This is a genomic window from Cohnella cholangitidis, assembly GCF_014107495.1.
Taxonomy (GTDB): domain Bacteria; phylum Bacillota; class Bacilli; order Paenibacillales; family Paenibacillaceae; genus Cohnella; species Cohnella cholangitidis.
This window is the reverse complement of the sequence record NZ_CP041969.1, coordinates 2,802,553-2,817,756: the sequence shown is the minus strand read 5'-3', so window position 1 is coordinate 2,817,756 and position 15,204 is coordinate 2,802,553. Positions and strand designations below refer to the sequence as shown.

The following is a 15,204-nucleotide window of genomic DNA, read 5'->3' as shown; positions in this document are numbered from 1 at the left end:
TGCCGGTTAAGGGACCTAGTTTTAGACATGCGAAGAACGGAATGCTGTATGCTTTCGAAATGAACAAGCGACAGACACCATAGAAGGATATACCCTAAAACAAAAAACCTCCATTGGCATGGAGGTTTTTTAGTAAAAATGGATTAAGGGTTCTGTTTACGCAAGTCTTACCTTAAAATCGTCGTAGCCGAACTTACGCACGACCTTGCAGTCGCCATCTTTGTCTTTGACGGCAATAGCCGGCAACGGCATGCCGTTGAAGGTGTTGGTTTTGACCATGGAGTAAATCGCCATATCGCCAAAAACGAGTCTATCGCCGCTCTTTAACGGTTGATCGAACGAATAATCGCCGATCACGTCGCCTGTCAGGCAGGTTTGCCCGCCAAGGCGGTACGTGAAGGGCTTCTCGCCAGGCTCGCCTGAACCAAGAAGCGGCGGACGATAAGGCATTTCGAGCACATCCGGCATATGGCAGGTAGCCGACGTGTCGAGTATGGCAATCTCCATTCCGTTCTGATGAATATCAAGGACAGAGGTGATCAGATAGCCTGCGTTGAGCGCAATGGCTTCGCCCGGCTCTAGATACACTTCGAGACCGTACTTATCCTGCATTCTGTTGATGCATGCCTCGAGTGTTGCTAAATCGTAATCTTCTCTTGTGATGTGGTGCCCGCCGCCAAAGTTAATCCACTCCATCCGCGGCAGCCACTCGCCGAACTTTTCTTCCACGGCATTCAGCGTAGTTTCTAAGTCGTCCGAGTTTTGCTGGCAAAGCGTATGGAAGTGCAGGCCGGTCACGCCTTCCAGCAGCTCCGGACGCACTTGGTCGCGTTTTGCGCCGAAACGTGAACCTGGCGAGCATGGATCATAAATTTCATGCCCGACCTGGGTGGAGCACTCCGGGTTGATGCGGAGGCCGACTTTCCTGCCGGCTAGAAGGGCTTTATCTTTGAACTTTTCCAATTGGGAAAACGAGTTAAAGATAATGTGATCGCAGATCGAAATAATTTCGTCGATTTCGTCTTCACGATAGGCAGGGGCAAAGACATGAGTTTCTTTGCCCATTTCCTCGTAACCCAAGCGAGCTTCGAATAAGCCGCTGGCCGTCGTGCCGTTAAGATATTTTCCAATAAGGGGATACATCGCTGTCATAGAGAATGCCTTTTGGGCTAATACAATCTTTGCCCCTGTACGCTGCATGACGCCGCCGAGGATTTTCAGATTGTTCTCGATGAGTGCTTCATCGACGACGAAACAAGGCGTGGGTAATTCGTCAAAGCGCATCTTATCGAACCAACGCCGGCTGTTTAGTGTGTGCGTGCTCTTCGTCGACAAGCACCGGGTTAAAGTCTTCTACCCATGGAAGGCCCCATTTGTTCAACTCTTCCATGAACGGATCCGGATCGAACTCTTCAACATTGTATACGCCTGGCTTATTCCATTTTCCGGTCAGAACCATAGCAGCTCCGATCATGGCAGGAACGCCTGTCGTATAGGAGATCGCTTGGGAGCCCACTTCTTTATAGCACTCTTGGTGGTCGCAAACGTTGTAGACATAGTACGTTTTAGCTTGACCGTCTTTTTTGCCTTGGAAAATGCAGCCGATGTTCGTTTTGCCCACCGTGCGCGGTCCGAGCGACGCCGGATCCGGCAATACGGCCTTCAAGAACTGGAGTGGAATGATTTTCTTTCCTTCGAATTCGATCGGTTCGATCGAAGTCATTCCTACGTTCTCCAACGCCTTGAGGTGTGTCAGATAGCTTTGGCCGAAGGTCATGAAGAAGCGAATGCGCTTCAGTCCCGGCATGTTTACCGCAAGGGATTCAAGTTCTTCATGGTAGAGCAGGTACATGTCCTTCTCGCCGACTTCGGCGAAGTTATACACGCGCTTGATTTCCATTGGCTTGGTTTCGATCCATTCGCCGTTCTCCCAATATCTTCCGTTAGCCGAAACCTCGCGGATGTTGATTTCAGGGTTGAAGTTCGTTGCGAACGGATAACCATGGTCGCCGCCATTGCAGTCCAGAATGTCGATATATTCGATTTCATCGAAGTAGTGCTTGAGAGCGTAGGCGGAGAATACGCCTGTTACGCCAGGGTCGAATCCGCTGCCCAGAAGAGCCGTGATTCCCGCTTTTTCGAAGCGCTCGCGGTAGTCCCACTGCCATTTGTATTCGAATTTCGCCGTGTCTTCCGGCTCATAGTTAGCCGTATCCATGTAATGGGTTTTCGTTGCCAGGCAGGCATCCATGATGGTGAGATCCTGGTAGGGCAGCGCGAGGTTCATGACGATATCCGGTTTTACTTCTTCAATCAACGCGATGAGCTCGTCCACATTGTTGGCATCGACTTGTGCCGTGGTAATTTTCGTTTTACCGCCATCGAGTTTGGCTTTCAATTCGTCGCATTTAGACTTCGTACGACTTGCGATACAAATTTCTTCGAATACGTCGCTGTTTTGAACGCATTTGTGGATGGTTACCGATGCTACGCCGCCGCAACCGATAATTAGTGCTTTGCTCATTGTTTTTAGCCCCTAACCTAGTGGTTTTTTGAAGAGTAAGAAGAATTCCGTAACAACCTGACGCGCTAAGTATCCATCACTCGCAATTATTTGCAGGAAACGTCCTATACGCAAAAAAGCAAATGCAAATACGCTTGTTCGCGCATCACACTTGCTTTAGATATAATCACATATTAAAAAGCACAGGCAGACCCTGTTACAAAAGTAGTGGACATACTTCTGCAAGAAAGCTCTTTAATATTCGGAATATACCATTGAAGGATCAGAGTCTATATAGCAAATAATCACTTTTACCACTCTTATTGACCGTTTCACAAGTTGTGTGCGGATGCACCGGTTGTAAAGTAACCAACTTATAAAATTTGAGCTTTTAACTCAATCAATAAGGCAACTAAAGTTGCCAATCGGCATTTGACCCGGCTGTCCGTATGGCCTTAACATCCCGGATGAGATGTGGTCAAAAATTATCTGCTTCAAAGATCCAGATATATTGAATATCGGCTTTCTCACTTACCACGTACCTATATTAGCACAATGTTCACATATTGCAATAGGAAATCCCAATTTATTTTTTGAGGCTAGGATGATGATATTTCTTTGAGACGATTTGCGGTTCTTCTAGTAGAATGCACTTAGTGGAATTGCTGCAAGATTAACCTGCGCCTTTACATGACTCGTCAGATTGAAAGGATTGAAGCTTAGCATCATGGAATTTACGCAACATGCCAATCGTCGTCCGGGAACGGCTAAGACAAGCTTCCCCGTCTCGCTGCTCTCGTTAACGGTCGGTGCCTTCGCCATCGGCATGACCGAATTCGTTATTATGGGCATTCTACCTAATGTAGCTGAAGATTTGAACGTAACCATTTCCGCGGCCGGACAGCTAATCACGATGTATGCGCTTGGCGTAGCCGTGGGAGCGCCTATTCTAACCGTGCTGACGCATCGGATTCCGCAGAAGAAGCTGCTGATCTTACTCATGCTGCTGTTTATTGCGGGCAACGGCGTATCCGTGATCGCTCCGAACTACGCCGTTCTTATGGGCGCGCGGGTGCTCACCGCCCTAACTCACGGCACCTTCTTCGGGGTCGGAGCGGTGATCGCGGCCAACTTAGTACGTCCCGACAAACGGGCGGGCGCCGTATCCGTTATGATGGCCGGACTCACCATCGCTAATATTCTAGGCGTGCCGCTCGGCACCTACATCGGGCAGAATATGGGATGGCGCGCTTCCTTCGGAGCCATCGCGCTGATGGGCGTTATCGCCTTGATCGGCATTGTCCTCTTGATTCCGCGCTTAACGCAGGAGAAGGCGACCGGCATCCGGCAGCAGGTCGCGGCGCTGGTTAATCCTAAATTGATGGTGTTCCTGCTCATATGCGCGCTAGGCAACGCGGGGTTGTTCGCTGTCTTTACGTACATTACGCCGCTGCTTGTCGATATTACGGGCTTTGCTGAGCACAGCGTTACCTGGATCCTGATTCTATTCGGCATAGGCGTTACCGTCGGCAATATCATCGGCGGCAAATTGGCGGATTGGAAGCTGATGCCTTCGATTCTTGGCACTTACGTCGTCATCGTCGTGGCTCTAACGGCGCTAACGTTTACGATTCGCAGCGAGTTCGCCGCCATCGTTACGATATTCATCTGGGGAGCGGGTTCTTTTGCCGTCATGCCGGGTTTGCAGGTTCGCATCATGAGCATCGCCAAGGGCGCTCCCGCTTTAGCGTCCACATCCAGCCATTCCGCGGGCAATCTCGGCAATGCCGTCGGCGCTTTTGTCGGCGGGTGGGTCATTACCCATCTGTCGCTTTCTTCGCTTCCTTGGGTAGGGGCAATTCTAGTAGGCCTGGCTCTAACGGTTGGAGTAGGCAGCTTGCTATCGGAGCGCCGGTCGGCTGCCCGCAATGGGAAATAATGATTAGGTTAGACCGCCATTTTGGCGGTCTTTTTTCGTGCGGTGAGAAACTTACCTTTATAGACAAAGCAAATCCCCCGTCCGCTGTTGTAGGCGAATGAGGGGATGCTTGGAAAAAGCGGTTGTCTTATTCCTTGGCTTGCGTGCGGATCATTCGAGCCACCCGTTCCCCAAGCTCGGCGGATGCCTGATACAGGTAGCCGAGCACGATCGTTTGCGTCTCGGGGGATATGCCGGCAAGATCGGCGGCCAAGTTATCTGCCAAGCGATCTTGCTGCAACGGCGGAAGAGCGCGATAATACTGACCGGCTTGCGCGAAGTCGTCTTGCTTGGGCAAGTCTGACCGAACGAGGCGTCCTTCCACGAATCTCCCGTTGCCGCTGGTCACAAGGGATTCGGGCGTCCAATTCTGCTGATGATTGATCGGAATCTTGCGGAAGTCCGGACCGAGCCGCCGGCGCTGCGAATCCCAGTAAATATTAGCGCGCCCCTGCAGCATCTTGTCGTCCGACAACTCCGCGCCTTCCAGCAGGTTGGAAGGGGAGAAAGCCAACTTCTCTACTTGCTCCATATAATTATCCGGATTGCGGGTTAATACCAACCTCCCGACCGGGATCAAGGGATATTGGCGCTCATCCCATATCTTGGTATCGTCCAACGGATCGTACGGGAGAGAGGACTCGTCTTGGGGGTTCATCAGCTGCACGTAAAGCCCGTATTCGACGGTCTTGCCCGCGGCTAACGTATCGAATAAGTCCTTGCCGGCATAATCCGGATTCTCGCAGGCGAGCCGGGCAGCTTCCTGACGGTCAATGTACTGCACGCCCGCAAGAGGCATCCAATGGTACTTTACGTAAGTGCGGACGCCTTGCGCGTTTTTCCAGACGTATGTATTGACGCCGTGGCCCGGAATGCGGCGAAAACTGTTGACGGTACCCGCGTCGGAGTATAGCCAGACGAGAAAGTGAGTGGATTCCGGCGCTCGGGCGACGAAGCTCCAGAATCGTTCGGGATCGATGAGGTTGTTGACGGGCGACGGCAGGAAGGCCTTGATAGACTCCGGAAAGCGGATGGCGTCCCGGACGGAGAAAACGGGGATATGGTTGCAGACAAGATCGAATACTCCATGATCCGTATAGAACTTGGTGGCGAATCCGCGCACGTTGCGGGAAGTATCCGGCGTGCCTTTGTTGCTGACGGCCAAGGAGAATCTTACCGCGACGGGGACTTGCTGGCCCGGATTTTGCAAGAAACAGAGCTGCGTGTAAGGCGTCATGGCATTAACGGTCTGAAAGTAGCCGAATGCGCCATAGCCTTTGACATGCACGGGCCTTTCCATCAATTTCGCATGGATGAACGTCTCCAGCGTTTCATGCAGAACGTTGTCCTGTTCCAATACGGGGCCTCGTTCTCCAACCGTCTGCGAATGAAAAGCAGCAGGAGCATCTCCCGACCGTTGGTTGGGGCGATTTCCATTGTTCTCGTTCATTTCTCTACCTCCCATGCCGGATGCCAGTCGTTAAGATATATTAAAAGGTATGAAGAGCCTCTCTGCGAATATGACAGTACGGCTTCCAAAGGAACATACTTGACGGCCTATCTGAACCTCGCCTTTGCTAGATTATATAAGCTCTCGGCATGTGGACTCGGGAAACAACAGGGATTAAGATTTAAATAGGTTCAAAAACTGATCTCAGTTAACCGAAATTAATATTATATTCCGAACAATTCATATCCCGAAACGATAAATACAACTCAGATAGGTGTGCATGATTATCGGCAATGATAAGAAATTGGAAGATTATGTTACGGACCCCCCTTTAGAGCTTGCGGTTTTCTTTGAACTCTCCATTATACTGACGGAAATGGTGTGCCGCGAGCATCAACAGAATGCGGTGATCGGATGCTTGAGCCCCTTGAACATTAGCGTTCGGTGGGAGGAAAAAACGGCGCGACTGACCGAGAGCGGGGAAGGACGCACGGCTTACCGGTCTCCCGAGCAATCGGGGCGAATCAATCGCGTGCCGGATGGACGGAGCGATCTTTACGTATTAGGCGTCATTCTCTATGAATTGTTAACCGGCCGATTGCCTTTTTTTCCTGAAAGCGAAGAGGACTGGGATGCCGCGCATATCCATAGGACGCCGCGCCCTCTGTTCGATATCCGGCCGGAAGGGGACGGATCGCCGCAAGCCATCCTGATGAAGCTGCTGGCCAAATGTCCGGAGGACCGCTACCAGAGCGCTTACGGGTTGCTTGACGATCTGAAGCAGTGCCGGGAAATGCTGGATAGCAGCGGGTCGCTAACGGCTTTCGAAGTTGGCCGCTTGGACAAAATCCGTTCGCTGCGCTATCCGATTCGTGGTACGGGCGCATCTCCGCAGTAGAGCAATTAGAGGCCGGGCTGGAGCAGGCCGTTCAAGGCTCGAACGCGTTCCGATGGGTGACGGGGCCGGAGGGAGTCGGCAAAACGTCGCTCGTTCATAAGCTCCAATCGAGCGTCGTTCGGCAAGGAGGCCGGTTTGTGGCAGGGAAATGCGAACCTTTCCGACAAGCCGAGCGATACGAGCCTCTTCTTCAAGCTATGAGGCAGTGGGTTTATCAGCTATGGAGCGAGCCGGCGGACGTCATTACGCGGCTGAAGGCAAATCTGCAAGCCGAGTTCGGACAAGAAGCGCGGACGATCGTCTCTTTATGGCCCGAGGCTAAGCGGCTGTTCGGAAGCGAGGCTGAGGGGACGTCCGTCTCGGACGATGTGAAGGGTTGGGATCGTTTCGGGGAGCTGCTGCCGGGCTTGATTCGTTGCATGGCCGAAAGCAAACCTCCGCTCGTCTTGACTATCGATAACCTGGAATGGGCCGACGATGGCACTCATGCGGTAATTCGTTCTTTGGCGCGGGAGGAAACGGTGCCCGGGTTGCTCCTGATCGGAGCTTGCCGGACGGAAGGGCGGAAATCCCCTGGCTGGCCGAGAGATGGCGCGCGAATCCTGAGGAACGCGTAGCCCTTCCGCCTCTGGCTTATGAAGACGTAAGGCAATATGTCTCCAATGCCTTGCACGAAGACTCGGCTCGCATTCGTCTGCTGGCCCGATCCGTTTATGATCAGACCGGGGGCTATCCCCGGGCGATACGTCTATTGTTGGATAGCTGGCTAAAGGAGAAAAGGCTCGGCTTCGACGAGAAAAGGCGCCAGTGGACGTGGGACCCGGAGGTTATCCGGCAATTAAGCGACTCGGAAGCCAATCTCCGCCTGATGGAGATGAGCTTCGCCAAGCTCCCGGACGACAGGAAGGAGCTTCTGGCCATGGCCGCCGCCATCGGTCCGGCTTTTCGCCTGTCGATCCTGGCAGAAGCGTGCGACCTGGCGCCGGACGCCGCGTTCCGCAGGCTTCAAGAGGCGGAGTTAGAAGGGATGGTCTATCGGGAAGATGAAGCGGAGCACGGGAACGGACAGGAGAGAATCTACCTGTTCGTGCATGCTTCCATGCATAGAATGGCGTATGCCTTCGATTCGGGACGCAACGCGCAGCGGCACCGGATGATCGGGCAATTGCTGCAACGGCGTTCTCCGGATTGGAGCGACGATACGATGCTGGCGGCGGTCGATCATTTGAATCTGGGCGCGTCGGTCCTGACGGCGCAAGAAACGCGGCAACTGGCAGAGCATAATCTTGAAGCGGGACAGAAGGCTTTGGCCGAAGGGCGCTTCGCGAAAGGGAAACAATACGCAGAGAACGGGCTGCGCCTGACGGCGGAAGAAAAGGAATCGGGCTCGCTCGACGTTCGGCTTCGGTTGGTACTGGCATGGACGGAGTACATGGGCGGCCGTCTCGAACGGGCGAGAGAGCTATTGCTGGACTTGAAAAAAAGCGACGGAAACCTGAGCCTGGCGGAGCGTTCGCGCATCTGGGCGCCATTGATTCAATTTCACGTGATCGTGGAAAACGAGACGGCGATCCAATATGGAAGAGAGGCACTGGCGGCTTACGGTTGGAAGCTTCGAGAGAAAAGTTCCCTGTTGTCCATCGCCAAGGAAGTGATGCAGACTCAGCTTCTATTGTACCGGAAGCGCGAGATGCCCTATCCGTTGCCCGACCCTCTCGATGAAGAGTATGCGTCATTATGCGGGCTGATGGCGAAGCTTTTTTTTCCGCTGCTTATGCACGATACGGGGGCATTGCTTGAACTGTATGCCCGCTTTATTCGTTATGGGCTTCGGAAAGGGGTGAACGAATCGCTGGCCGTCATGATCGGCGCATACGAGTTGATCTTGCAAAGGGTGCTTCCGAGTTATGCTCAAGCGCCTCCGGCCGCCGAACGGGCGTTCCTGCAAATCGCGGACGCCTCCAAGTCCGGGAATCGGCATCTGTTTACTTTCGTGAGCGGGATGGCGAAGCAATTGGACAAGCCTTCGGAAGCCTCCGCGGCGCTGTACAAGGCGATGCGCCAAGGGTTGGAATCCGGGGATAAAGACTTTGCCCATCTGACCATGGTCACTTGTCTCGTTACGCACAACGGAGACCTGTATGCTTTACGGGAGCTGCTCGATTACTTTGCGGATCATATGCGGCAAAGCGCCGACGGCAAGATGCTCGAAATGGTGCGGATAGCCGGCAGTTATGCAGCGGCGTTGCAAGACGAGTCTCTAACGGAAGGTTTCGTTGCCATCCCGCAGGCTTCGTCGAACGGGGACTCTGAACAACGGGACGAGGACAACTACAGCTGCGGTTGCAGGCTAGAAGCGGCTTACTTGTCGGGCAAGTACCGGGAGGCGTTGTACTGGGCGATGCGGGGAAGGGCCAACGAACTGCCATTGGATTGGACGCGAATCCGGAAACAACGCTTGTATGAAACCTTGTCGTTAGCGGCTATATATGCCGGGACGAACGCGGAGGAACGCAAGAGGATCCGGAAAGCGATACGCGCGCTATTGCGAAGGATGAAGAGCTGGCGGGGATTTCTCGGCTACCGGTCTTCCGCGTATCTGCTGATGAAAGCGGAATGGGAACGAATTGCCGGAAACCCGATGGGCGCGCTGCGCGAATATATGGCCGCGATTGGGCAGGCGAGAACCGAAAAATACGGTTTAATGGAAGGAATCGCTTGCGAACGGCTTGCGATCTGCTATCGGAACGATATGATCAGCCAGTCGGGGGCGGCGATCGCCATGATGGATGCCTGCGCCGCTTATTCCGAATGGGGCGTCACCTCCAAAGCGAATCGGATCAGAAGCCGATATGCCGAGCTGTTAAGTCCGGCTTCCAAGAGGTACGGCGGTCCGGTCTTGGAGGGGGAGATCGATAGCGATCGTACCCGCATCGACTTGCCACGGCAGAACGGTCCGGCGGAAGGCGGGTCTTCGGCGAGCGAAGACGAATACGAGCTTGTTCGACGGATCGTCGATGAATCAGGCAAGCCGATGAAGAGCGGCTGGACTGCCAGTCTCCTGGAGGCGGCGCTTCGACAAGCGGGCGCCGATCGGGGCCTTGTGTTGAGCTGCCGAGACGAGGGCTACGCCATCGAAGCAGGCGGTTCGGGCATGGCCGAGAAGGAATCGGCGTCCGAGCTGTACGCGGAGAGCGTCTTGCGCCATGCGTCGATGACGAATGAACCGCTTGTCCTCCATGACGCGATCCGGAGTTATTGGGTGAAGGATGCTTATATTGAGGCATGGCGACCCCGATCGATCCTGTGCATGCCGATCGCGGTTCCGGGAGAGCGGGATTCCTTCGTGCTCTACTTGGAAAATCGGCAGATGCCGGGCGTGTTTACGGATCGGGACGTGAAAGTACTGGAGCTGTTGGCGACGCGAATGATTTATTATAAGCTGCTGGAAGACGAAGCCGCGGCCTCGGAGATGATCAATGCCGCGGGAGGTCGCACGTCATCCGCTCCAAGCTCCGTTCAACCGGGAGTGACCGAGCCGCTCACCGAACGGGAAATCGAAATTTTAACGGCGATCGCGGAAGGCTTATCCAATAGGGATATTGCCGAACGGTTCGGCATTGCCGAGACGACGGTCAAGACGCATGCGTCCAGAATCATCGGCAAGCTGGGCGTGAAGCGTCGAGGGCAAGCCGTCGTCCGGGCCAGAGAGCTGCGTTTGATCGAATAACGAACAAGGAAGCGAGCCTTAACGGTCGCTTCCTTTCGCTTTTTGCGGCATATATCTTTAGGAGGACTACAATTTCTTCGATTCCGATACCCCATAGACGATTTCGCTAACAGGCACTACACTAAGGAAAACGAAGTGCATTGGCATAGTAGGAGCATTATTGAAGTGACGACATCAAATCGCATTCCATCATGGAAGAAACTCAGTCTCTTTGCCGTTACGTGGCCCATTTTCGTAGATTCCGTGCTACGGATGCTGCTGGGCACGGTGGACGTGTTTATGTTAAGCCGCATTTCGGATACGGCAACGGGGGCAGTCGGATTAGCCAACGAAATTATTTTCTTCTGCATTCTGATGTTCGGTTTCGTCGGAATCGGAACGAGCGTCGCGGTCTCCCAATATATCGGCGCCGGACGAGAGCAGGAAGCGAGCCGCATCTCGGCGCTCGCCATTACGATTAATCTGATTTTCGGGATTATCGTCAGCATCGTGCTCCTCGGGTTCGGAGAACCTCTCATGCGGCTAATGAACTTAAGTCCCGAGCAGATCGGGATCGCTAGCCGCTATTTAGAGATCATTGGCGGTTTTATTTGGATCGAAGCGCTCTCGTACGCGATTTCGTCGATTATCCGGGCCAACGGACATACGAAGAGCGTTATGTTTGTCACCTTAGGCGTGAATGTGATCCACATAGCGGGAAATTATTTGCTTATCTTCGGTAATTACGGCTTTCCGGAATGGGGCGTTACGGGCGCGGCCGTATCGACGGTCGTCAGCCGCTTGCTAGGAATCGTCGTTCTTATCGTGATTTTGTACCGCTACGTTCCCTCCCCGATTAGGCTTAAGGATTACGTGACCTGGAACGGTTCCTATGTGAAGAAGATCATGAGCGTCGGCTTGCCTGCGGCGGGCGAGCACCTGTCCTGGCAGTCGCAGTACCTCATGGTCGTAAGCTTCGTCAATATGATCGGCGTCACGGCGCTAAGCACCCATGTATACGTCATGAACGTGTCGAACTATTTTATGGCGCTTGCGCTGGCGATCGGCACGGGTACGGAAATTATCGTCGGGCAAATGGTCGGCGCGGGGGAGATGAACGCGGCTTATCGGAGGCTGATGAGAAGCGTGAAGATCAGCTTCGTATTGACGTTGGCCATCGTCGCCGCGGCATCGATATTCCGGCATGAGTTGATCGGCATGTTCACGCAAGACGCGGACATTATTGCCGTCGGCGCGAGTATTTTTTTGCTTTCCATCGTGCTTGAGCCCGGCCGGACTTTCAATATCGTCATCATCAATTCGTTGCGCGCGGCCGGGGATGCGAGGTTTCCCGTCTTAATGGGCGTGCTCTCGATGTGGGGAGTTTCGGTGCCGCTCGCTTATGCGCTCGGCGTTCATTTCGGGTTCGGGCTGCTCGGCGTATGGATCGCGTTCACGGTGGATGAATGGTTGCGCGGGTTAATCATGCTGCTTCGCTGGAGAAGCCGGGCGTGGGAGAACAAAGCGCTCGTGAAGCCGGTTTCGTCTTCGGAAACGGGCCTGGAGGCGCAGGCTTAGAGGGATGCGTTTCATAACGGCTACTATTTTCGATGGGCTTTGCGTTTCAATTCGTCTTTGATTTCAGGAGCAAGCTCCAGCCAATGAATGTTCCATAGAGCGGCTTCAAGGGCGTAGAGAGCTAGCAAGTTAATCTTATTCGGATACATCGATTTAAGCCTTCTGTAAGCTTCAACCGATCCGATGCGGTGGAGATCTTCATAACCATTCACGCCAATTTGTCGTAGCCAAGGTTCCGTTTTCGCTCCAATATTTTTCAGCTTCATTGTTTTTTTCATCTGATATACGATCCCCCCTCTTCATATACAGAAAGCGTCTCGCGGAGCTGCTCTACAATCATTTCCCGTAGTTCCTTCGGCTCTTCGACGACCGCATCCGATTGGCAACCGATAAAAAAGGAAGCTGCCCAAGTCATATAATTGGGAGAAATTTTTCTGGATATGTAACCGGTGCCGTCCTCCAAAACAGTTAATGCGCTTCCCAACCAAGCGTCGTTTCTGCATAGGAGGACACCGCGCCTTGTCAATCGAACTCGAAATTTATACTCCTCTTGATTTTCCTCGCGTTGCCGCTCTCGATCGAACCAATCCGTGATAAGCAGCTTGTCGTGGTTTTTTTTCCTAGTCTGGTCGGGACTGACGGATGCCGTCTGGATGCGGTCTGCACGAAACAGACGGTACTCGGCGCTGTGAAAGTCGTAAGCGGGACAGTACCATTTGCCACTCATCGAGTAGAGCCCCACCAATTGAATATCTCTTTCAGTTATGGTCCTCTCCGATTCATAAGAGATATGGAGGATTTGTTGCTCCACGGCTCCTTCAAGCAAGGCAGACAGATGCGCCGCTTCCCGCCCCTGTACCGGCACCCAGAATAGCAAACGGCGCTGAAGTTGGTCGATGCGTTCTTTGACGTCTTCCGGCAGCACATGATAGAACTTGGCCAGCGCGGAATGCCAATCGGATTCCATCGGTAAGGAACGGTAAAACTTCAGCGACTGGCTGACAAAAAAGAGCGCAACCGCCTCTTGTTCCAAGAACGTAATGGGAGGCAAAGTTCTCTCCTTCAAAATCCGATATCCTCCATGGGCTCCCATTTCTGCGTATAGAGGGACTCCCAAGGCGCTGAGTTCGTTTATGTCGCGGAGAACGGTTCTTCTGGAGACGCCGAACCGTTCGGCAAGCTCCCTTAAAGTGAACCTCTGTCTGGTATTCATCGTAAGCAGCAACTCGACGAGTCTTTGCGTTTTGTTCATTAGCATCACCTGCAAAAAAGTATAGCATTTAAAGGTGACATTAATTGACTATATTAAGCGATACATTTGAAAAGCAAGACTAAGAATCTACTGCCTAAAGGGAGATGCATGAATCATGAAGCCATGTCTGGAAGTTGTATCGTACAAGTTAAAGGAGTGTGTGAGCGAAGAAACGTATCGTAAGCATGCCAACTACCTGCAAGAAGCACTAAGCAAGTCAACCGGCTTTATCAAACGGGAGGTTTTCTATAATGCGGAGAGCGGCGTTTGGGTAGAGATAGCGGAATGGGAAAGTGCCGAGGCAGCCAAACAGTGCGAATCTAAAATCATGCAAGAGCCTTTTATGGCCGAAGCAATGGGGCTTCTTGATGAATCCACGCTGCAAATGCATTTTGTGAAACAGGTTATCTAATGCCGATTCGAAGGCACCCCGACGGGGTGCCTTTTAACTTGCCGTTCGTTGGATGGAATTTTGCATTCCCGAAGATAACAACTATCCCCGCTGGTGTCCGAAAACTCGATGGTCGAAAGCGAAGGTTCCTGCCTTTTGATTTCGCATATCCCGCAGAAGGAATAGGAGAGGAAACGCGCGAACTATTGGGAATTTGAGGTACAATACAGTTAGAAAAAAATAGTTGTGCGGGAGGCGTCGTTGTGGAAATCAGAACCGATGAATTAACGGATGCTAAAGTAATAACCTTGATTAATGAGCATTTGCAAGGGATGTTCGAAAACTCCCCGCCCGAAAGCGTGCATGCTCTAGGACTTGAAAAATTAAAGAAAGCCGATATTACATTTTGGAGCGCATGGGAACAAGATGAGTTGCTTGGTATCGGGGCGCTGAAGGAGCTCGATGTTACGCACGGCGAAGTTAAATCCATGCGGACGGTTTCATCTCATCTTAGAAGAGGCGTCGCCAGAAGAATTCTTGAGCATATCATTGCCATTTCCAAGGAGCGCGGTTATCGAAGGCTCAGTCTGGAGACGGGGTCGATGGAAGCTTTCGAACCTGCAAGGAAACTTTATGAAAGACTTGGTTTCCAATATTGCGAGCCATTTTCGGATTACATAGAGGATCCTTATAGCGCGTTTATGACAAAGGAATTGTGAAATAGAGAAACCGTCGGCATTGCCGGCTTTCACAGCCGCCGATGGTGATCAAATAAGCGAATGCCATATGAAAGGATGTTTGAATGTGATTGTTAAAACAGAGAAAGATAAAATGTTGGCTGGAGAATTGTACCTTGCTTCCGACCCTCAATTGACCAAAGACAGAGAAAATGCCAGGAAATTGACCCGATTGTTCAATCAAACCATAGAGACGGATTACGACAAACGGGTGGAACTCCTCAAACAACTTTTCGGTTCGACGGAAGAAAACGTATATATCGAACCGACGTTTCGTTGTGATTACGGCTACAACATCCATGTAGGCAACCATTTTTATGCTAACTTCGACTGCGTGATTTTGGATGTATGCGAAGTCCGCATCGGGGATAATTGTTTTGTTGCGCCTGGCGTACATATCTATACGGCCACTCATCCATTAAATCCGTTCGAACGAGTCTCCGGGGCGGAATTCGGAAAACCCGTAACGATTGGAAACAATGTTTGGATAGGAGGAAGAGCGGTAATCAATCCAGGCGTTACTATCGGGGATAATGTAGTAATAGCTTCCGGAGCAGTAGTAACCAAAGACGTTCCGGACAATGTTGTCGTAGGAGGAAATCCTGCGAAAGTCATTAAGAACATTGACATTTAATCTTCGGCTGGAGGCACCTGCAAATCGCAGGTGCCTTTACTTTATATATTGAAACTATTGCTTATCTTTTTACG

13 protein-coding genes are annotated in these 15,204 nt (G+C 52.3%); 8 read left to right on the top strand and 5 right to left on the bottom strand.

What is annotated here, in order from left to right; all coding sequences use genetic code 11:
- Positions 1-156: 156 nt before the first annotated feature.
- Positions 157-1,284, bottom strand: coding sequence for a carboxynorspermidine decarboxylase (gene nspC, locus FPL14_RS13290; protein ID WP_182303454.1), 1,128 nt, complete (start codon positions 1,282-1,284; stop codon positions 157-159).
- A 1-nt stretch (position 1,285) separates the two neighbouring features.
- On the bottom strand, positions 1,286-2,524 hold the full coding sequence (locus FPL14_RS13285) for a saccharopine dehydrogenase family protein (RefSeq protein WP_182303453.1): 1,239 nt from the start codon (positions 2,522-2,524) through the stop codon (positions 1,286-1,288).
- 706 nt (positions 2,525-3,230) lie between these two features.
- Here FPL14_RS13285 and FPL14_RS13280 point away from each other — a divergent pair.
- The gene (locus FPL14_RS13280) at positions 3,231-4,442 is read left to right on the top strand and encodes an MFS transporter (RefSeq protein ID WP_182303452.1); all 1,212 of its coding nucleotides are present in this window, start codon (positions 3,231-3,233) and stop codon (positions 4,440-4,442) included.
- Between the two features lie 127 nt (positions 4,443-4,569).
- Here the strand turns inward: FPL14_RS13280 and FPL14_RS13275 are convergent, their stop codons facing one another.
- Positions 4,570-5,931 carry a catalase gene (locus tag FPL14_RS13275; protein WP_182303451.1) on the bottom strand — a complete coding sequence of 454 codons (1,362 nt, stop codon included), beginning with the start codon at positions 5,929-5,931 and terminating at the stop codon, positions 4,570-4,572.
- 280 nt (positions 5,932-6,211) lie between these two features.
- Between FPL14_RS13275 and FPL14_RS13270 the strand changes: the two genes are divergently transcribed.
- The 4 genes from FPL14_RS13270 (at position 6,212) to FPL14_RS13255 (ending at position 12,116) form a co-directional block, all read left to right on the top strand.
- Positions 6,212-6,829 (top strand): serine/threonine protein kinase, encoded by a 618-nt coding sequence (locus FPL14_RS13270; protein WP_182303450.1) that lies wholly within the window; start codon positions 6,212-6,214, stop codon positions 6,827-6,829.
- Positions 6,817-7,446, top strand: coding sequence for an AAA family ATPase (locus FPL14_RS13265; RefSeq protein ID WP_182303976.1), 630 nt, complete (start codon positions 6,817-6,819; stop codon positions 7,444-7,446). Before FPL14_RS13270 ends, FPL14_RS13265 begins: the two co-directional genes overlap by 13 nt.
- Positions 7,377-10,559 carry a LuxR C-terminal-related transcriptional regulator gene (locus tag FPL14_RS13260; RefSeq protein ID WP_182303449.1) on the top strand — a complete coding sequence of 1,061 codons (3,183 nt, stop codon included), beginning with the start codon at positions 7,377-7,379 and terminating at the stop codon, positions 10,557-10,559. Before FPL14_RS13265 ends, FPL14_RS13260 begins: the two co-directional genes overlap by 70 nt.
- Positions 10,560-10,724: 165 nt before the next feature.
- Positions 10,725-12,116, top strand: a complete 1,392-nt coding sequence (locus tag FPL14_RS13255; protein ID WP_182303448.1) for an MATE family efflux transporter — start codon at positions 10,725-10,727, stop codon at positions 12,114-12,116.
- A gap of 23 nt (positions 12,117-12,139) precedes the next feature.
- On the opposite strand, the gene FPL14_RS13250 is transcribed toward FPL14_RS13255, so the two are convergent.
- Positions 12,140-12,394 (bottom strand): TfoX/Sxy family DNA transformation protein, encoded by a 255-nt coding sequence (locus FPL14_RS13250; protein ID WP_182303447.1) that lies wholly within the window; start codon positions 12,392-12,394, stop codon positions 12,140-12,142.
- A complete protein-coding gene (locus FPL14_RS13245; RefSeq protein WP_182303446.1) occupies positions 12,391-13,368 on the bottom strand; it encodes a helix-turn-helix transcriptional regulator in 978 nt (325 codons plus the stop codon). Before FPL14_RS13245 ends, FPL14_RS13250 begins: the two co-directional genes overlap by 4 nt.
- Before the next feature lie 115 nt (positions 13,369-13,483).
- On the opposite strand from FPL14_RS13245, the gene FPL14_RS13240 reads away from it, so the two are divergent.
- The 3 genes from FPL14_RS13240 to maa all read left to right on the top strand — a co-directional run bounded on the left by FPL14_RS13240 (position 13,484) and on the right by maa (position 15,130).
- Positions 13,484-13,780, top strand: coding sequence for a hypothetical protein (locus FPL14_RS13240; protein ID WP_182303445.1), 297 nt, complete (start codon positions 13,484-13,486; stop codon positions 13,778-13,780).
- 242 nt (positions 13,781-14,022) lie between these two features.
- Positions 14,023-14,478: a GNAT family N-acetyltransferase gene (locus tag FPL14_RS13235; protein ID WP_182303444.1), complete on the top strand. Its 456-nt coding sequence runs from the start codon at positions 14,023-14,025 to the stop codon at positions 14,476-14,478.
- 85 nt (positions 14,479-14,563) lie between these two features.
- A complete protein-coding gene (gene maa, locus FPL14_RS13230) occupies positions 14,564-15,130 on the top strand; it encodes a maltose O-acetyltransferase (RefSeq protein WP_324617931.1) in 567 nt (188 codons plus the stop codon).
- Positions 15,131-15,204: the final 74 nt, after the last annotated feature.